The organism is Desemzia sp. FAM 23989 (assembly GCF_045528345.1).
Lineage (GTDB): Bacteria > Bacillota > Bacilli > Lactobacillales > Carnobacteriaceae > Desemzia.
In genome coordinates this window covers 32,243-51,947 of record NZ_JBGQQT010000017.1, presented here as the reverse complement: position 1 = coordinate 51,947, position 19,705 = coordinate 32,243, and the positions used below count along the sequence as shown (strand labels likewise).

The following is a 19,705-nucleotide window of genomic DNA, read 5'->3' as shown; positions in this document are numbered from 1 at the left end:
ATAAGGAAGTTAGTAATCAGAGAATGCTGGTGTTTTGATGGTTGGTGCGTAGATTAGTTGAGGATTAAAGATTTGATGGAGTGTTTCAATGACACGGTATTGCTCTTCCAGTCTCAAATTGCTTCCTGAGGGGAGACATAAGCCCATAGCAAACAGTAAATCAGATACAGGACTCGTTCGTTCATTATGGCGATAGAACTTAGCTTGTTTGAACAGAGGTTGCAAGTGCAGTGGTTTCCAAAGCAAACGCGTTTCGATGCCCACTTCATTCATCAGCTGCATCACTTCAAACGGCTTTTGCTGAATGATAAAGGGATCAATCAGCAACGTCGTCAGCCAACGATTAGAAACAGACCCTTCTAGTTCAGGCATGAACCGGATTCCTTCGATGTTGTTCATTTCCTGTGTATAAAGATCGAATACTGCTCTACGGCTGGCTACTCTTTCTTCCAAGACTTGTAATTGAGCGATCCCAATACCTGCTGAAATGTTGCTCATCCGGTAGTTGTAGCCTATTTTTGAATGTTGGTAATAAGGAGCTGAGTCTTTAGCCTGAGTAGCCAAAAATCGAGCTGTTTCGACTAATTCTTCATCGTCCGATACTAGTGCTCCTCCACCAGATGTAGTAATGATTTTATTCCCATTGAAAGAATAAACACCGATTTTACCTAATGTTCCGCTCTTTTTATCTTTATACGTTGAACCTAAGGACTCAGCAGCGTCTTCTATAATCGGAACACCATATGCATCCGCAACTTCAAGCAAGGCTTCCATATTGGCGCTTTGTCCGTATAGATGGACAACAATGATGGCTTTTGGCAACTGATTCTCCCGCTTAGCTGTTTTTAAAGCTCTAGCTAGGGCAATAGGCGACATATTCCAAGTGTTTGGCTCTGAATCAATGAAAGCCAAGTCGGCTCCTAGATAAAGAACTGGATTGGCACTAGCAATAAAAGTAAACGTAGAGCAAAATACTCTATCCCCTTTTTGGACACCCAAGACAGCTAACGCTAGATGAATAGCAGCAGTTCCTGAGTTGGTCACTGTAGCTGCTTTTGTTCCAGCGTAATGAGCCAAGTCTGTTTCAAATTGATTCACATTCGGTCCAAGCGGGGCGATCCAATTGGTTTGAAAAGCTTCATCAATGTACCTCAATTCGTTTCCCGACATATGCGGGGAAGAGAGTAATATTCTTTTTGGTTGCTCCATAGCGTTCACTCCTGTTTCGTCTATTTTTATTTTTAACCGCTTTTCATCAGAGCGTTAAACAACGAGTCAGCTCTGAGAAGAAGCGGCGTCTGGAATTGGTAAGGAAATCATCATCTCTTTAGGCAACTCTGCTGCTGGAATAATCTTGATCTCATTGTATTTGGCCATATAGATATCTGCTTCATACTCTCCTATCTGAGAAGGATTTACTTTTCCTTCCAGATTATTGAGGAGCATGCGAGGAAAAGATACGCCACAGCCATAAGCGTGCGGATAGCCGCCGCCGAAGCGCGGGTTGATTTCAGAAATCACATACTCATCTCCGACTTTGAATAAATCAATATCCAGCATCCCGGTCAAACCGACCTTCTCAACAACAGATTGAATAAGATCAAATAATTTCCCCTCTTTTATAGAACGGGCTTTGTCTGTCTCTCCGGCACGCATTTTGATTTTTTCTTTGGTGAAAATAGAGACCACTTTTCGAGAAAGCAAATCAACATAAACATCTGCCCCTATTTCAATACCATCCATAAATTCTTGGATCATCAGATGATCGTCACATACCATCAAGTCTTCCATTTCATCACTGGAATGCACTTTATGAATCTGCATACTGGCACTGCCATCATAAGGTTTTATAATGACCGGAAAAGAGATCAGCCCTTTTCTCATATCCTGTAAAAATTTATGTTCTTCCAAATAACTTATTGGAGTAGGAATCTGTGCTTGCGTCAAAAATTCATATAAAGCATACTTATTAAAGCACATCGCAGCTTTTTCTACATCTGAAATAATAGGGATCGTGCCGATGGCTAAAAAGTCTTTTTTGTATTTCGCCAACAAATTGAGTTCAGGATCGATTAAAGAAAAAACAGCTTTGATCTTTTTTTCTCTACACAATGACAACAGCGTCTCTAAATAGTGCTTGTCTTTGATAGACGGAACAATTACCGCCTCATCGGCTTCATAGAGCGCTGGAGCAAGCGGACTGGAATCAGCTGCAACGACCTTTCCTTTACCAGCTAGTTCTTGTCTGAAATACGCTACGATTTTATTGCGTGTACCGCAACTTAGGATAAGAATATTCGTACTCATGATTTAACTACCTCCTGTCTTTTATACGATCGGTTTCTAACTGTTTCTGGTAACGTTTTGGGCTGCCTTTCTAGTCCTGTTCGATATTTTTCCATCTGTTTGGCAACTCCCCAAAGAAAAAGATAGGAAGGGAGCCCCGGATTTGAAACGCCATCAAATTCAATCTCTTTAAAAGGAACTTTGATTCCTAAGCGATGAAGCAATACACCACTATAGATTCTTTTAGTATTCCAAAAATACTGAGCCCAACGGAAAATATTTTGATAAGATTTTCGTCTATGGGTAAGAAAATACGTGTAAAAAGAGTGGTACGAATGAGGAGACATCCGTTTTTTCAAACGATTAGAATTGTCATAGCGATAATTAAAACCAGCACCGGCCTTTTTAAATCCAAATTCTTCCCGATTCACTCCTCTTGTTTCAACCATTCTTCTAGGAATAGGTCGATCATAGTCCCCACCCACCGAATAGGGCTCCATCTCTGATGATTGTGATATTTGATCTAACGAAGGCCACTGTACTGCCCCATAATAAGGAACAGGAACCAAGATGTAATCTGCTTTCAGTCGGTTTTCTACTTGAGAAGTTCCTGCGAACACAAAATCATTAAAGCGCAGATCGTTATTAACATCTAGTGCATTTTTGCCCCAAACACAATCACCGCGGTGTCCAATAAAAACCAATTTCCTTTTAAATTCCTCTTCAAAAGCTGCATAAACGATCCCGGTTCCCAAATCACCTGAAGAAACGAATTCAGATTCAAGGAATTCTTTATTCTCTAGGTACCTATTGGCATCTTTTTGAATGATGTGAGGATAATTTAATTGTCGTGCTACTTCTTCTCCAGAATCTGTTGCATACTTTTCAGGCTGATTAAAGGTCACTGCTATCTCGCAGCCGATTTCTTTAGCCAGAGCAGCGCAGGCTGCAGAATCGTACCCTTTTGAAATGGTAGTGACTAAGCCATAAGTAGTTAACCTTTCCGATACACTGGCATTGTCTCTCAAGCGCTTCAACGCAGTTAACAAGCGATCTTCATAGTCTTTGAAGTCAGCAAACGGCTCCATATCCCTTTTTTGCTGAACTGCCATTTCCAATTGGCTGTTCACTAGAAAATTGCAATGATAAAACAGTTGCAGCCGCTTGTTTCCAACCAGTGGAATCCATTTTTTGACTGATTGAAGACCGTTTAGAATCGTGTTGAGGTCTTCTTCATATCGAGAATAATGTCCGTCTAAATGGGTTTCTGATTGAACGAGAATAAACGGCAGCGAGTTTGAGACGTATAAATTTCTTTCAACTCTAACAGCATACAACCGTTCTAAAGTATGCGACGGAGTAGCAAATAAAAGTTGTTCCTCACCCTCCCTTGTTACATGCTTTCCCCCCGACCCCATCAGAAAATCGGCCAAATCAAATTGAAAACTTGTAAACTCTCCATCCCACGCACCTTCTACAAAACCTTCTTTTCTTGTTTCAACTTTACTGCCATGAGTTAATTCCACAGCCAGCGTTTCTTTTTCAATTTTGGCACACCAAGCTAAGGGTGCGATGCTTTCTGTTTCAATAAACTTCATTTTCCATTCCCCCTTCCAGTCTCAACAGTCACCTTGTCCAAATGTTGGTTGCCGTTTTCACTTGAGACTGTTTCAGCCCTCAGCGCTGTCAAACGTCTTTTATCTTTCTTTTCAAATGCGCTTTGATATCTTTTCTGTATTTCTTCGACTCCCCAATGAATCAAAAAAGCAGGAGCACCGGGATTTGTCTCACTTTCTGCATTTGGCATGGTTAGATTGCTCTCCACCCCAATCTTTCGAAGCGCTACATGTAGGTAAACATTTTTAGTATCTAAAAAGTAACGCAACCAGCGTTGTAAGTATTCCTTATCAAATTTCCGATGGGTTTTGTAATAGTCTGTATAAGAATCAAAAGATTTTTTTGACATTCTTTCTTTCAAGCGTAAAAAGCTGTCATACCGATAATTGATGCCTACACCTTTTTTCTCTACCCCAAAGGATTCTCTGGGAATTCCGGCTGTTTCTATAATTCTTCTTGGAATAGGCCGATCATAAGAACCGCCGACAGAATACGGCTCCATCTCAAAAGAGTTGCTTAGCTCCCACAAACTTTTCCATTCGACACCGCCGAAAGTCGGAAGTGGTGCAAAAATATATCCTACTCGCAACCGATGCTCGATCAGTGATACACCCGTCATAACGTCATCCGGAAATCGAAATTCCGCATTGGCATCCGAGCGATCTTTGCCCCAAAATTCGTCTCCTTCTTCTCCAAAAAGGACGATATTATCGGTCATTTCCTCTTCAAAAGAGGCATATACAACGCCACTTCCCAACTCACCGGTAGATACAAATTCTGTCTCTATCAGTTGTTCGTTGGCTAAATAAGCCGAGGCATCTTTCAAAATGATGGAAGAATAGCCTAACTGTTGGGCAATTTCCAGTCCACAGTCTTCTTCATAAGTAATCGGTCGACCAAAGGATAGTGCTGTGTCACAGCCAACTTCTTTCGCAAGAACAGCACAAGCCGCTGAATCATAACCTTTGGAAATAGTGGTTACAATCCCATAAGAAATTCGCCTGAATGGACTTTTTGCATTTTGTACAAATTGTTGAAGCGTTTGACTTAAGAGGGTTCGGTAGTGAGTGAAATTTTCAAATGGCTCCATGCTAGCTTTCTTTTCTTTACTAATGGAGAGTTGTCCATCCACTATCAAGTTGCAATAATAATGCAATTTGAGTTCTTTGTTTCCTTTTAATGGAATCCAGTCTTTGTAGTGATAAAGTCCTTTTAGAATCGAGTTTAAGTCTTTTTCGTAATCCATATATCGAGGATTCAATCGAGTATGTGCCAAGTGTAGCGCAAACGGCATTGAGTTGGAGACGACCAGTTTATTTTTCAAACGAATCGTGTGCAATCGATCTAGTGTATGGCTGGATGTGACGAACATAAAGGACTTTTTGAATGTTTTTTGATTCATTCTTCCGCCTGATCCATTAAAAAAATCGGCTTGATCAAACCGTCCTTCTGCAAAGTCGCCTTCCCACGCACCTTCCACAAAAAATTCCTTTTTCGTCTCAACACTTCTGCCATGATAAACGACTACATCAAGTGTACCTTTCTCAACAATTGCTCCCCATGCCATTTTCGGAAGCTCTTGCAGTTCGATATAAGTGATCTTCATTTCTCACACTCCTTGTAAGACAGTATTTTTGAAAATAATCAAAGAATAGAGGATTACTTCCTGTGTGGATAAATAAAATTGTTTGGTTTTCTATTTGATGCTCTTTGATATATTGCATCATGCCCCAGTAAGCTTTCCCAGTATATGTGGGATCTAGTGCAATGCCTTCGTGAATAAAAACCTGCTTGATAACATCAGTAATGTCCTCGTGATGCTTACCATAACCACCTGCTCGGTAATGGTCATCAAAAATGACTGTTTCCTCTAAGATGGGTGGTAATGAGCAACTTTCCAGATAAGCATTCGCTGATTCCAGTACGACCGGTCTTCCGTTTTCCACATCTCTTGCAATACTGATACCGACGATTTTCTTTGAATCTTCAAACAACCGATTGCCGCAAATTAAACCAGCTTGGGTAGTCCCCGTTCCAGAAGCATGAAAAATCCTATCAAATGACATACCTTTTTCAGCTTCAGTTGCCTTGATTTCTCGATAGGCATCCACATAAGCTTGTGTTCCATTGTTTCCATGTCCACCACCTGGAATAAAATAAGGCTGCAGACCATCGTGCTTCAATTGTTCCATCGTTTGCTGAATCGTTTCCCTGACTTGGGATAAAGGGGTAAAAATCAGTTTTGCATTGAGGGTCTCAACGAGTTGCTGATTCATAGTGGGGGTATTTTGTGAAGAGGGAGAAATAATCAGACAAGGATAACCTTTTGCTGCTGCAACCGCAGCAATAACTCGGCAATGGTTGGAACTGCTGCTGCCATAAGTCACCAGACAGTTCGCTTGCAGTTGCTCCATTTCTTGGATAAAGTAGTAAGCTTTACGCGCTTTGTTGCCACCGAAAGATAGGGGTATCAAATCTTCTCTTTTGATGTAAAATCGATTGTGTTGGAAATCTTCTGTTAGTGGCTGAATCGGTGTCGGTGTAAAAAACGGCTCCATCTGCTTTCACCTCACTTCGTACTTATTTGCGGTATGCGGGGAAATACCCTTCTTGCACATCGCTCGCCTGCTCAACCAATTGATCATAAACACCTTGGTTGCGAACTTTTGTGCCTCGATAAAACGGATAACTTTTTACTTTAGCAGTAAACCGTTTTTTGTACTTCTCCAGACTGCTGCCGGCTTTAGCCGATCCGAGATCAAATAATCGTTTGCCGTAAGCTTCTCCATAACTGGCAGCTTCATAAATCAGCAAACTATTCGGTTGAAGGTGTTTGTATTCAGGATCTGTGGCAGCAAAGTGGTAATGGACGATATCCTCCCCTATTAACAGCATGGCTGCTGAGATCACTTTTTCATTTAATAGAGCTACTGCGAATACCACTTTGTCTGGGTAAAAATCAAAATAACGCTGTAGAAATCTTTTATCGAGCTGATAATATTCGTTGAATTGTTGTTCTTTTGCTGTCATTTGATACAGTCTTAAAAACTCATCAATAAAATCAGGATTAGAAGTAAAACGTATAATGACGTTATTTTTTATGGCTTTTCTGATTTGCTGGCGTAAAGCTGAGCTGTATGCTTCATTAAAAAAATCAGTTGTCAGGTCTGTACAATACACTTCTCCAAAATAAGAGATCGTATAGTCTTCTTCAAACCATTTCGCCTGATTCAACCAAGGGCTGAAACGAATGTATTCAGCGATGATATGTTCACGAGTACAATAATCGTCAAAAACTTTACTAAATTGATGAATCAAAACCTTTTCTTTTCCCTCTTGCGCTTGTTCGATCCAGATACCTCCTTGTCCACGCGGAGTCACTAAATCATAATATTGTGTGCCATCTACTATTCCTGCTGGACGTTTGATAAAAGGGTAAACTACACGCCCCTCTTCTCTTTCAAATAGGAAATGAAGTGTTTCTCCTCCTTCTTTGTCCTGCTGAAGCACACCCCATCCTTTATCCATGTAAATACTTTTTATCATTTGATAACCTCCTTGATCTTTTCCTGTTGATTTATTGGTGAGCTTCCCACTGAATTTTGTTCGGGTTCTTTCTCAACAAACTTAACGGCTGTTTTGACTATGAGAAGCAGATCTGTCACAAAAGAGAGCGTTTCTAAATAATGGATATCTTCTATCATCCGCTGATCCCACTCCACATTATTCCGGTATTTAATCTGAGCAGATCCAGTCAGACCTGGTTTAATCAAAAATCGATTTTTAGCCCACTCAGGATAAGCCTTGTATCCGATATATGGTGCATATGTCACTGGGGGCCTTGGACCAACCAGTGACATATCGCCTTTTAAAATATTGATCAATTGCGGCAGTTCGTCTAGGCTGGTTGTGCGCAAAAACAAACCGACTTTGGTGATACGTGCGTCCTTAAAGCTGTGAATCTGCAGCCCGCTCCCTATATGCTCAGCGCCAACAATCATTGTACGGAATTTAATGATCCGAAAGGTTTTGCCATATTGGCCGATACGTTCTTGCAAAAAAAATACAGGTCCCTTAGAATCCAAACGAATCAGTGCGGCAATCACTAGCAGAGGCAATAATAACATCATCAATCCTATGAAAGAGAGCGTAATATCCATTAGACGCTTGATATAGCGTGCATAAAACGAACGGTGCTTAAAATTTAACGAAGAAATTTTCTCCATAATCATAGCTATCACACCTTTTGGTAGATTTGTTTTTTGGGGTGGACAAATAGAAGCCTAATGGGAAGTGTAGAAAAATAAGTAGAATTATTAGGTGAAGTCTAAAACGAGAGGGTTTACTGATGAGAAACTAAATAATCGTAGGTATGCTAAAAAGAGGTCGATTCGGTTCAACAAAATCGCACAGATAAAAAAGGGTATTCAAAATAGTATAGAAGAGTAAGAACTTGTGTTACCTAAAAATAAGTGTGTATGAAAGAGTTATCCAGAGTGGATAAGAAAGAAAAGCGGCTATCTTATGAAAGATAGACAAGATGGGTTGAAGCGAGGTGAATATGAGAGTATTGCCATTTCTTTAACTTGGCTACAGTATAACCGCTTTATTTTATGATTGGAAACCATTGCACTAGCAAGACATCCTTTTGTCACAAAGTTATGTCTAAAAATTGACAAGGGTGTTGATGTACCAGAAGGGGTAGCTTTGATTTGAAGCTCAGAGAATCCTTCTAAATAGTAGTGTAGAGTTGTTTTGACTTGTGTTTTTTTCTATGTACATTGAATAAAAGCGATAAAGAATGAGACTAAAATTCCTCCCTTGTGTACCTATAATCAGATTGATTTACATCTTATTTTGCGAGCGGTACTATAAAAGTAAGAAATAAGGAGGTCTTTTTTATGGCAAAAGCATCTTACAAACCCTTAGTCGTTCTTGGGGTATGCGGTATGCTGCTTGCTGGCTGCTCTTCTGACTCTGATTCAGAGCCGATGGAATCTTCTGCGCAAATGGAAGAGTCACAAAGTAGTGAAGCTGCCAGTAGTATGAGTAGCGAATCTAACGCCGAGTCATCTAGCAATCAGGAAGAATCGAGTGATACGTCAAAAGAAGAAAGCGCATCATCTGAATCGGAAGTCCGCTCTGAATTAGAAATGGATCCGGCGGTTGTTTTCCTGCCAACATATATGCCGGAAAACAGCCATGCCAATATCGTAACCAATAATGAAAATGAATATACCGTTGCGTACACTGACGAGCAAGGGAATGATCTAGCTGCCGTGTCAGGAACCATTTATACAGATGCCGATACGGCTTTAGCTGAAATGGACGCCAAAATGAATGGCGCTGTTTCTGCAACTCCTGATGAGGAAACCGCCGTTGATTTAGGTTATGGGATTACCGGTTATGGAGAAGGTGCTGCAGGAAGCCAATACCTCAGTTGGGAAGAAGGCAATTGGGACTTCACCATCCATTCTCTATCTGTAGATAAAATGGACGCACCGGAAATAGCTAAGAGAATCGTTACTTACTTGGAAGAAAGCAGCCTCCCCGCACCAAGTGAAAAAGGCCTGATCCTCATTGATTATCCACAAGGAGGAGACTCCGTATTCGTTGACATCATGTGGCAAAAAGAAAACCGTGTCTACGAACTCTCAACTCATCAAGTACCGCTAGAAGCATTGGAAATGGTCGTGTCAATGGAATAAGATTCTTTTTCTTAAAATAAATCGTTAAAACAGCCTTACAAAGTGGCTTCTGTCACTTTGTAAGGCTGTTTTTTTGAACGTATAGTTAAAGAACGCTCATTATTTTCATTTAGTTTTCATTTTATTTCTAAAAAGTATTGCTCTTAAGACTAGTTAGATGTTACACTAGCGTCTAATATTAAATTTTCATTAAATAGTTTCATAATAAAAGATACTAATTTAAGTTCTTCCAAGTAAAAAAGGCAGATACAGAGATTAGGAATCATTTAAGGAGGATGAGTATGGAAAAGAAAAAAAGCTGGCAAAATTACCCACTACAGATTATGGTGTTGATCTTCACCGTAATCGCTGAGCTGATCGGCACACAACGTATACCTTTGGGGAGATTTTCTTTCACCTTGGCGCCACTGATTTTTTCTATGATTTTAATGACCTTATTTTACTTAATTCCCAAGCAAAAAATAGTGACAGAAAAAAGTACTCATCACGCTTCTGAGATGATGGCTTTAGCTGGCGGGTTGTTGTTGGCTAAGCTGGGGGTTTCTAGTGGCGCTGCCATAGAAGAAGTCCTTAGTGCTGGAATCCCTGTTATTCTGCAAAATTTAGGGGAAGGTTTTTCCTTTGCCATTGGATTACCGCTTGCTGTTTTAGTTTTCGGTATGGGACGCGAATCTGTCGGTATGACATTCGGAGTCAGCCGTGAAGCAAACGTTACATTGATTTCAGAAAAATATGGTGCTGAATCACCAGAGTTCCGTGGTGTTATGACCAACTATATCGTTGGAACCGTATTTGGTGTTATTGCGGTTAGTTTCTTAATGTCTGTATTGGCGGAGCTGTCATTTATTTCACCCATCTCGTTGGCCTTAGCTTCGGGTATTGGTTCAGCTTCTATGATGGTTGGAGGTTTAGGAACACTGTTGGAACGCTATCCTGAAATGGCGACCGAATTAGAAGCCTACGCAGCAATTTCCAATCTTGTTTCTTCAGTAATCAGTATTTATACCGCACTATTTATCGGTCTGCCTCTGACCGAGCGAGTGTATGGTTGGTTGACTAAAGAAAAAAAGGAACAGGTGAGTGAATATGGAGAAAGCTAAATTAAATAATACAATGATTTTAGATTGGTCAATGGCTCTTTTGATATCTGGGTCTATAGCCCTTATTGGGAATGTCCTCGGTTATGGAGCCACAATAACCCAATCGATTTACGGCATTCTTTGGTTGTTGTTATTTACACTGGTCGGTTTGATTTTAAAACAACTCATTCCGTTTAATTTGCCCGCTATGGCGTACATTTCAATGATCGCTATTCTCTTTTCCATTCCCCTTTCGCCAGTTTCCGCTGTAGTGGTAACACATGTAGAGCAAATCAGCTTACTGGCATTATGTACTCCTATTTTGGCTTATGCCGGGGTATCGGTTGGGAAAGACTGGCCAGCATTTCGTAAAATCGGCTATAAAGGAGCGATCGTCAGTATTTTGGTCATCGTGGGCACAGTATTGGCTTGTGTTGTATTTTCAGAAATTTTATTCCGTATGTTCTAATAAGGAGGATTTAGTTTGGCTCAAATAGATGTTGTTCAATTGGCAAAAGACACTGAAACAGATATTATCCACTGGCGGAGGGACTTACATCAAATTCCTGAATTAGCGTTGGAACTCCCGCGCACTGTGCAATATGTCGCTCAAGTATTAGAAACTTATGGAGTTGACTATGATGCTTCGTATGTAAACGGAAATGCGATTGTTGGATTGATAAAAGGGACAAAATCCGGTCTAAATAAAGACCGGGTATTGGGCATACGTGCCGATATGGATGGATTACCTGTCCAAGAACAAACAGGACTTCCCTTTCAATCGCTGAACCAAAACATGCATGCTTGTGGCCATGATGGACATACAGCAATGTTACTGGGTGCAGCAAAAATTTTACAAGAAAATCGTCACCTTTTTAGCGGTTCCGTTAAATTATTGTTCCAACCAGGCGAAGAATATCCTGGCGGTGCTAAACCGATGATTGAAGAAAAAGTGCTGGAGAATCCTAAAGTGACTCGTGTCCTAGGATTTCACGAAGGACAAATCGACCCGCATACACCAAAAGGCAAAATCGGGTATAAATTCGGACCGATGATGGCTTCCATGGATCGCTTTCTCATTGAAGTCAAAGGCAAAGGTTATCACGGTGCTTATCCTGAGCTGTCAGATGATCCTGTGAACGCTATCGGATACTTGATTACCGCAATCCAATCGATTAAGAGCCGAAACTTAAGAGCCATCGATCCTGCAGTGGTCTCCGTAACACGGGTGGACGGTGGTTTTAATCAAAATGTTATTCCAGATAATGCAGAAATTGAAGGCACAGTACGAGCATTTGATGATGCCATCCGGCAAAAAATATGTGCTAAGTTAGAACATATTGCTAAAGGAGTCGGAGAAACATTTGGCGTGGAATGCACTGTAACTTACGACTACAAATACCCTCCTGTCATCAATGATAACGACGTAACCGCTGAAGTTGTCGGTAATTTAAAAGAGATTTTCGGCGATGATGTGCTGACGGAAGTTCGTGAACCTTTGATGGGCGGGGAAGATTTTGCTTTTTTCTTGCAAGAAGTTCCGGGGACATTTCTCTTTTTAAGCAACCCGCGTGAAATTGAAGGCTCTTTCCATGGTCATCACCACCCGAAATTTGATATTGATGAAACTTACTTATATATGGGTACTGCTTCCTTTGTGCAAGAAGCTTTGACATATTTAGAATAAAGAGTCTTAAAAACAGAGTTGTCTCAAGATAAAATGAGGCAGCTCTGTTTTGGATTGCATAGGGCTATTTTGGCTAAGTAAAGTGTTTTTGTGCGTTTGCTGAGCGAATAGCGTCCATTCGGAGTGAGGCGAAGTATTCGGATGGCTCTTACTAGGTGAATAACATCTATTTGGGGTGGCACGAAGCATTTGAATGGCTCTTACTAGATGAATAGCATCCATTTGGGGTAGACAATGCCTCCCAAATAGCTCTTACTTGGCTAATAGCGTCCATTTTGGGTAGACGATGCCTCTCGAATGGCTCTTACTTGGCTAATAGCATCCATTTGAGGTGGCATGAAGCATCCGAATGGCTCTTACTAACCAAATAGCGTCTATTCGAAGAGGAACGAGGCATCCAAATGGTCCTTACCTTTACTAGACAAATGTCTATTTGCCCATTCAATAAAAAACGAAGCTGTTTCACTTTTTGTGTACTTAACAGGAATAAGGGCTTGATCGAAAAGAACTAGCTAATATAAAGGAACCACTCTATTCAAATTTACACCAATGTTCTTTAAAGAAATCATAATACGTGCGCACATTGTCCAGTTCGGTCCATTTTTTGACATCTACAGGATCACTATAAAAATCATATATTTGAGTCTCTTTAAATGCCAGCAGAAATGGCTAATACGTGGAAATTAACAGTGCGGGGCTGTTACTATTTAACAAAAGTATCTCTTTTCTGTATAATTTGAATACACTATTACTAAATCAAAATTATCAACATTTAATGAAAGGAGATAAAAAATGTTTACTAGCGACTCTTCTTCACTCATCCGGATTCTTGTTGTGGGCACTCTTTCTTATATACTGATTCTGCTCGTTTTGAGAATTTCCGGCAAACGTACCTTATCTAAAATGAATTCCTTTGATTTCATTGTTACTGTCGCGTTAGGCTCTGTATTAGGAAGCATATTAACGAGTCAAGATATTGCCTTGGTGGATGGAATACTGGCTTTTGGCCTGCTTGTCTTACTCCAATTTATCACTTCATGGCTTTCAGTTCGTTCAGATTTTTTTAGTCAGCTAATCAAATCGTCTCCTAAGTTACTTTATTACGATGGACAGTTCAATAGATTTTCTATGAAAAAGGAACGCGTTCCTGAAAAAGAAATATTACAAGCCGTCCGTTCAAATGGTTACGCTTCTCTTGATGAAGTAAGGGCAGTTATTCTCGAAACAGATGGCACCTTTTCAGTTATCAGCAATTCGTCTAATGAAAAACCAACTATCTCAAGTCTTAAAAACGTAAAAAAAGGGAAAGATGATAATTGAAATCCATTTTCCGTCTTATCTCTGGTCACTTACATGTTACTCGAACTCCATCCAATGTTCTTTAAAGAAATCATAATACGTGCGCACATTGTCCAGTTCGGTCCATTTTTTGACATCTACAGGATCGTTGTCCAAGTCATAGATTTTCGCCCCTTTGAGAGCTAGCAGAAATGGCGAATGCGTAGAAATGACAAACTGACAGCCAAAGAAACGCGCGTAATCTTCTATCAGTTTCATCAATTCCATTTGCCGCTGGGGAGAAAGGCTGTTTTCCGGCTCATCAAGAAGGTACAATCCATTCTCTTCTATCTTCTCAGTGAAATAGCGAAAGGCATTTTCACCATTGGAATATTCCCGGACATTGTCCATCAATTCATTGCGAACGTATTTGGACTGTGTCTTCCTTCTTGCATCCACCACTCTGCGGAGTTGTTCATAATCATCCAATGATTTCATTTGAAACTTGGAGTATTTATTTTCCAAATATTCTTCAAACAGGTCTTCTCGTTTATAATCGATTCCCTCATTAAGATTCCGAATGTTTAAAATATAATCAAACACATCATCACTTGTGATAATACGGCTATGAGTGGGAATCGTCTGCACTAATTCTACAGAGCAATAGTTCAAATAGTCTGAAAAGAAATTCGATTGATTAAATATTGCCTCTCGCTGCAGCTCTGTTTTCTTTGCAATGATATTTAAAGCGGTCGTCTTGCCTGAGCCGTTTCCTCCATATAAAATCGTGATTGGTTCAAAATCAATCCGTTCAAATCGGTGCTTCGGCATGATTTGAAAAGGGTAAAATGAGTCATATACCGTTCGTTTGATCGCGTTGAAAAAATCAAACTCTACTTCTGCATCAGGAAAGGTAAAATAATCTAAATAGCCCACAGCTGCCCCCTCCTTTTATGTACAAAAATCTCAACGAAACCGGTCCGCTGAGATTCTATGTTGATTACAGTAACTCTCTTCTTAATTCTTCCCCAGATTTAGGAGAAAGATAAGCTGGTGCGATATCAAAAACTGATTTAGCTCCATAATTGCCTTCTTTGTCTAGACGGTGTGCTGCTCGCGCATAAGCGATCGCTGCAGCTGCAGTGAATTGAGGATTACTTTCTAATTCCAAATTAAATTCGTACACTGCCATATTTTCATCATCCGTATAGCCACGACGAATTACGCGTCCGCCATGCGGCATACCTGTGTGCTGTTGTTTGAACTCAGCTTCATCAATAAAGTGGACTTCTGTTTCATAGCCTTCAAAATAATCTTTCATGGTAGAGATACTTTGAGTAATAGCTTCCTGGTCTGCCCCCTCATCAGCCACCACATAACAAACCCGTTTGTGTGAAGAAGTTTTGGTATACGAAACGTCTTTGCCATCTTTGATTTGGGAGATCAATTCATCATTTGGAATCGTATATTGCACACCCATTTTGACGCCGTCTACACGTCTGATGGCATCGCTGTGGCCTTGGCTGACTCCTTTGCCCCAGAAAGTATACGTATTTCCATTTGGCAACACTGCTTCCGCCACTAAACGGTTCAATGAAAAAAGCCCAGGATCCCAACCAGTGGCAATTACTCCAACATTATTGTTCGCAAGAGCTACCTCATTAATACTGTCAAAGTGAGCTGGAATCTCTCCGTGGTTGTCGTAACTGTTTACTGTCGTAAAGTCTTTTTGCAATTCAGGAGCTTGTTCCGGAATATCTGAACGAGAGCCTCCGCAAAGGACCAATACATCGATTTTATCTTTAAATTGTTGGATATCATCTAAGTGATAGACTGCTGATTCACTGGCTACTTGAGCAGGATTTCTTCTTGAAAAAATCCCTAATAATTCCATGTCTGGGTTAAGCTTTAACTCCGTTTCGACACCTTTACCTAAATTTCCATAGCCTACAATACCGATTTTGATCGTCATTCTGTTTCTCCCTTCGAAACTATCTGATTTCTTGTTTTATCTTATAGTTTATTATAGCTAAAATACCCAACTAAAAAACAGCAAAACATAAGAAAATTATTCAGTCCTAGTTACTTATTTTTTGCTTTAGTTAGATTCTCTTTTACACGAGTTTTTATCATTTGTCTGATTAAGTCATATCGAATAGGTTTTGAAAGTAGAAATTGGACAGATCCTTTAGCGTGTCTGTAGGGTTTTAATTGCTCTTCAAATTTGGCAATGCCGCTTGGAGTAGGATAAAAGCCAATATGATTTTTATAAGCTGCAAAGTGAACCAATACACCCTTGTACGAAAAAGTCGGCATCCCATAACTGATTTTTTCTTGTGCCTCTGGCGCTTCCTCTTTCACGATAGCTCGAATTTTTTGCAAGATTTCTTGCACTTCTTTAGGAAATTCTTGAATGTACTCTTCTACTGTTATTGGATTTTTTTTGGTATCAGACAAAATGATCCCTCCTATCATTCACTAGATGCTTATTACTGATATTGTACCTTTATCTGTTGTATTATCAAAAGGAAAATAGTCATCGGCTAATTTTTTTATACCAATAGCTAAAAGTAAGTTAATCTGCAATGGTTCAAAAACGCGTTGCTATTTTTGAAATTGGAATAGCTTTTAATTTTATATTTTATCGACAAGAAGAAAGTTTTCCATCTGAAAAATAATCTATGTTTTATTGAATGTCCGCTATTTAAATTACCCTATAGACTAAAAAAACACTAGAACCTCTAAAGTATTATGCTTAGCGATGCTAGTGTAAATTTTTTTATTCAGTTAGCCTTTATATTCTGTCATCGAATTTTCTTTCTTTCATCTCTTTGTCTAATTGTTTTTGGGCTTTTTTGGATCCACGATCTAAGTCTCTTCGTGTTTTTCTCGTTTGGTACTCTGTAAATAAAATATCCAAATCATATCCTTCTGGATACAGTTCGTTAGCTGAAGTTAACAGTTGGACTCTTTGTCTCGGTACTTCTACAACTTCTTTATTAAAATAAACATAAACGTTATCTGAACCCTTGTCTTCATATACTAGCCCTTTTTGTTGGCTTTCTGTCAGAATAACACGGTCCCCTTTTCCTAATAAAATCTTTTTCTCTATGCCAGCTTCGAACTTCACTTCACTTTTCATAAAAGATTTTTTCTGGGTTGGATAATCTTTTTTATCCATATATTTTTTTGCTTGTTTAATCAATGACGAAGCCATATTAACTTTTTTAGCAATCCACAGAGCTTGGCTGTCGCCACTTTCCCCCAAATGAAGAATAAATTTAGGCGTTAATGTTTCTCGATCAAATTCCATTGCTGCTGGAATAAAATCCTCATGTTCTTCAGCAAAACGTTTAATTTCTCCATAATGGGTTGTCGTAACGACCAAAGCTCCTTTAGCATATAATTCTTCCATAATCGCGATAGCTAAAGCTGCACCCTCGTTCGGTTCCGTCCCGCTGCCAATTTCGTCTAATAGAACTAAAGTATTTCTTTTTGTCTTATTTAAAATAGAAGCGATATTGTTCATATGTCCAGAAAAAGTACTTAATGCATTTTCCATACTTTGCTGATCTCCAATATCCACAAATACTTCATCGAATACTGCTATTTCCGTTCCCTCTGCAACAGGAATCTGTAAACCAAACATTGTCATCAAAGTTAATAAACCAACTGTTTTTAGCACTACAGTCTTGCCTCCAGCATTTGCTCCAGTAATGACTAACCCGCGATGTTCTTCACCTAAAGTGAAATCTAGCGGAACCGATCCTTTTGGTAAAAATGGATGGATGCCTTTTTTTATGACAATAGTCTCTGATTTATTCACCAATGGAGTGATTCCATTGATTTCTCGGCTATATTTTGCTCGCGCAAAAATCATATCAAATGCAGTGATTGTTTCTATAATGAATTCAATCGTAGTTTCATTCTCAGCCAGAAAACCTGTTAACTGAGCTAATATTTGATATTCTTCTGCAACTTCTTCGGCTTTTAACATAATCAGCTGTTCATTTAGTTTCGCTATGGCCGCTGGTTCAACAAAGACTGTTGTACCTTTATTGGATTGTTCAATCACACTTCCAGCTACTTTATTTTTATAGCTTGACTTGATTGGGACTGTGTAACGTCCGTCTTTTTGAACTATTATACCGTCTTGAATCTTATTCTTATTACTCGAATGCTTTAAGAACTTCGTTAACTTATCTTGAATCTCTTTTTCATTTTCCCGCACTTGCCTGCGTACTTTTCTAAGACTTCTTGATGCATCATCACTGACCTTTTGGTGCTGGATTTTTTGATAAATCTCTTCTTCGATTTCTAATAAGCTCGGCAAACTCTTACTATATTGGTAAAGCAGCGGAGTTTGATATTGGTTTTTATCAAAAAACTGCTCGATCATACGGCTACTTCTAAGGAAATCAGCGTATTCAATCAAGTCCCCTGGAGACAATACCATCCCATTTTTCACTTGCGTCATTAAAGCGTCAATTCTAATTAGTCCCATAAATGGCACATGCTGATTGCTTTCCAAAATCAAGCGAGCTTGCTGTGTTTCTTGCTGCCATACTTTTACCGTTGCTAAGTTCGTTTGTGGTGCAAGTTCTTCAATTCGGATTTTACTGTAATGCCCAATCGCTCTAGATTGAACTTCTTTTTGAACTTTATCAAATTGTAATTTAGTGAGTGTTTCTTTATCCATTCTTCTCTCCCTTTCGATGAAGAGATACCTGTCCCAAAATAAATCATTAAACCTAGAGGGTACAAAAAAAAGACCATAGTCATACATACTATCGTCTTTAGAATACAATATTTTATCTATCGACAGGTATCACTTATAAGCATGCCAAATAAACTGATAGTTTATCGGCTATTCAACTTACTGGTTAGATACCTGCTACACTCACAAAAAAATCCCCATTCGTCTAGGTTTATATTTATTCTCATTTAGAACTATAGCAAAAAAAACATTGTTCTGTCAATGAGTCATTTAAAATGATTGCGTTAAAATTCTATACAAAATATTTTACACTCTCTGGCTCCTGATAGGATATATTTAAATTAACAGTCTATTTTATTACATCAATTTCATATAAGACTTCCAAAAAAAGATATTGAGCAAGCAGAATTGCTGAAAGAACTCAACTTTTTCAAGTGCAAATTGTCAGATTTGAAACTTTGGCTCCTATTCCTTCTATTGAACTAATAGCTAAAATTGAAAATTCATTAAATTTAGAGCTTACATGTATTGATAAAAACACTAAAAACCCATAAGCGCTCCAAGATAATGAATTAATCTTGACTAACTGAAATAGAAGTCCCCACCTATTGTGCTGAAGAGGGTGACTTCTATTTTGTTTAATTAAAATACAAAAACCTCATGGAAGCTTAAATTTTGAAAGAAAAATTATACATAAACATCTGAACAATGTGGTAAAAATTTTCTTCTTCAAGTCTATCTATAAATTGAATATTTCTATTTGCCTGTTCTGTATAATCTAATGAAAAAACTTGATTAGTATTTACTTTACTAACAGCTGTTCCATTAGCACGCAACTTCTCTGATAAAATTGGGATGAGAAAAACTTTTTCCTTTTCTGTTGTTGTAATCGGACAAACAATAACAAGATTGGTAGCTCGATTATAGTCATCACTACTCATTACAAGTGCAGGACGTCGCTTATTAATCTCATATCCTTTAGACGGTGCAAAATCAATGATGACTACATCTCTCTGCTTCGGTTTATAACCCATCTAGTTCTCTTTCAGCAGGCATGTAATCAACGTTTAGATCTGGATCATAAAATTCTCCATCTTGAGCATTTTTAAAAGGGTCTTCAATTTTAGGTATCATCGTAATTGCACCATTATCTTTTTTGATAAAAAAGAATTCTTCTCCTTCTTTAATACCAAACGAACTAGGAATAGTAATCATAATTGAATTGCCTTGTTTTCTAGCTTTTATCGTAGTCATCAATAGCCCCTCCATTTCAGCGTTATTATAACACGTAATTACTACCCTTTACAATTAATTAAGTAGTTATCCTTAATAT

The 19,705-nt window shown here is 39.0% G+C and carries 18 protein-coding genes; 5 read left to right on the top strand and 13 right to left on the bottom strand.

Annotated features, from left to right (window positions below):
* Positions 1-9: 9 nt before the first annotated feature.
* The 7 genes from ACEN36_RS09840 to ACEN36_RS09810 form a co-directional block, all read right to left on the bottom strand.
* Positions 10-1,209: a DegT/DnrJ/EryC1/StrS family aminotransferase gene (locus ACEN36_RS09840; RefSeq protein WP_407096552.1), complete on the bottom strand. Its 1,200-nt coding sequence runs from the start codon at positions 1,207-1,209 to the stop codon at positions 10-12.
* A 66-nt stretch (positions 1,210-1,275) separates the two neighbouring features.
* A complete protein-coding gene (locus tag ACEN36_RS09835; RefSeq protein ID WP_407126509.1) occupies positions 1,276-2,307 on the bottom strand; it encodes an ATP-grasp domain-containing protein in 1,032 nt (343 codons plus the stop codon).
* Positions 2,304-3,884, bottom strand: coding sequence for a hypothetical protein (locus ACEN36_RS09830; protein ID WP_407126508.1), 1,581 nt, complete (start codon positions 3,882-3,884; stop codon positions 2,304-2,306). The genes ACEN36_RS09835 and ACEN36_RS09830 overlap by 4 nt, the downstream gene beginning before the upstream one ends.
* Entirely contained in the window at positions 3,881-5,509 is a 1,629-nt protein-coding gene (locus tag ACEN36_RS09825; protein ID WP_407126507.1) for a hypothetical protein, read from the bottom strand. Before ACEN36_RS09825 ends, ACEN36_RS09830 begins: the two co-directional genes overlap by 4 nt.
* A complete protein-coding gene (locus ACEN36_RS09820; protein WP_407102933.1) occupies positions 5,448-6,461 on the bottom strand; it encodes a 1-aminocyclopropane-1-carboxylate deaminase/D-cysteine desulfhydrase in 1,014 nt (337 codons plus the stop codon). The genes ACEN36_RS09825 and ACEN36_RS09820 overlap by 62 nt, the downstream gene beginning before the upstream one ends.
* Before the next feature lie 22 nt (positions 6,462-6,483).
* On the bottom strand, positions 6,484-7,449 hold the full coding sequence (locus tag ACEN36_RS09815; RefSeq protein WP_079650522.1) for a GNAT family N-acetyltransferase: 966 nt from the start codon (positions 7,447-7,449) through the stop codon (positions 6,484-6,486).
* The gene (locus tag ACEN36_RS09810) at positions 7,446-8,135 is read right to left on the bottom strand and encodes a sugar transferase (protein WP_407102931.1); all 690 of its coding nucleotides are present in this window, start codon (positions 8,133-8,135) and stop codon (positions 7,446-7,448) included. The genes ACEN36_RS09815 and ACEN36_RS09810 overlap by 4 nt, the downstream gene beginning before the upstream one ends.
* A 669-nt stretch (positions 8,136-8,804) precedes the next feature.
* Between ACEN36_RS09810 and ACEN36_RS09805 the strand changes: the two genes are divergently transcribed.
* The 5 genes from ACEN36_RS09805 (at position 8,805) to ACEN36_RS09785 (ending at position 13,697) form a co-directional block, all read left to right on the top strand.
* Positions 8,805-9,611 (top strand): hypothetical protein, encoded by an 807-nt coding sequence (locus ACEN36_RS09805; protein ID WP_407126506.1) that lies wholly within the window; start codon positions 8,805-8,807, stop codon positions 9,609-9,611.
* Positions 9,612-9,892: 281 nt separating this feature from the next.
* On the top strand, positions 9,893-10,711 hold the full coding sequence (locus ACEN36_RS09800; protein WP_407126505.1) for a DUF3100 domain-containing protein: 819 nt from the start codon (positions 9,893-9,895) through the stop codon (positions 10,709-10,711).
* Complete coding sequence (locus tag ACEN36_RS09795) at positions 10,698-11,159, top strand: hypothetical protein (RefSeq protein ID WP_407126504.1); 462 nt, start codon at positions 10,698-10,700, stop codon at positions 11,157-11,159. The genes ACEN36_RS09800 and ACEN36_RS09795 overlap by 14 nt, the downstream gene beginning before the upstream one ends.
* 15 nt (positions 11,160-11,174) lie before the next feature.
* Complete coding sequence (locus tag ACEN36_RS09790; RefSeq protein WP_407126503.1) at positions 11,175-12,377, top strand: M20 family metallopeptidase; 1,203 nt, start codon at positions 11,175-11,177, stop codon at positions 12,375-12,377.
* Positions 12,378-13,169: 792 nt separating this feature from the next.
* Entirely contained in the window at positions 13,170-13,697 is a 528-nt protein-coding gene (locus ACEN36_RS09785; protein WP_407096562.1) for a DUF421 domain-containing protein, read from the top strand.
* A gap of 36 nt (positions 13,698-13,733) precedes the next feature.
* Here ACEN36_RS09785 and ACEN36_RS09780 read toward each other — a convergent pair whose 3' ends face one another.
* The 6 genes from ACEN36_RS09780 to mazE form a co-directional block, all read right to left on the bottom strand.
* Positions 13,734-14,591 (bottom strand): AAA family ATPase, encoded by an 858-nt coding sequence (locus ACEN36_RS09780; protein WP_407096563.1) that lies wholly within the window; start codon positions 14,589-14,591, stop codon positions 13,734-13,736.
* 64 nt (positions 14,592-14,655) lie between these two features.
* Positions 14,656-15,627: a diaminopimelate dehydrogenase gene (locus tag ACEN36_RS09775; RefSeq protein WP_079650484.1), complete on the bottom strand. Its 972-nt coding sequence runs from the start codon at positions 15,625-15,627 to the stop codon at positions 14,656-14,658.
* A gap of 110 nt (positions 15,628-15,737) precedes the next feature.
* Positions 15,738-16,112: a DUF1801 domain-containing protein gene (locus ACEN36_RS09770; RefSeq protein WP_236746822.1), complete on the bottom strand. Its 375-nt coding sequence runs from the start codon at positions 16,110-16,112 to the stop codon at positions 15,738-15,740.
* A 337-nt stretch (positions 16,113-16,449) separates the two neighbouring features.
* Positions 16,450-18,354, bottom strand: a complete 1,905-nt coding sequence (locus ACEN36_RS09765; RefSeq protein ID WP_407126502.1) for an endonuclease MutS2 — start codon at positions 18,352-18,354, stop codon at positions 16,450-16,452.
* Positions 18,355-19,040: 686 nt separating this feature from the next.
* Positions 19,041-19,406 carry a type II toxin-antitoxin system PemK/MazF family toxin gene (locus ACEN36_RS09760; RefSeq protein ID WP_079650631.1) on the bottom strand — a complete coding sequence of 122 codons (366 nt, stop codon included), beginning with the start codon at positions 19,404-19,406 and terminating at the stop codon, positions 19,041-19,043.
* Complete coding sequence (gene mazE, locus ACEN36_RS09755) at positions 19,396-19,626, bottom strand: type II toxin-antitoxin system PemI/MazE family antitoxin (RefSeq protein ID WP_207558043.1); 231 nt, start codon at positions 19,624-19,626, stop codon at positions 19,396-19,398. Before mazE ends, ACEN36_RS09760 begins: the two co-directional genes overlap by 11 nt.
* Positions 19,627-19,705 lie beyond the last annotated feature (79 nt).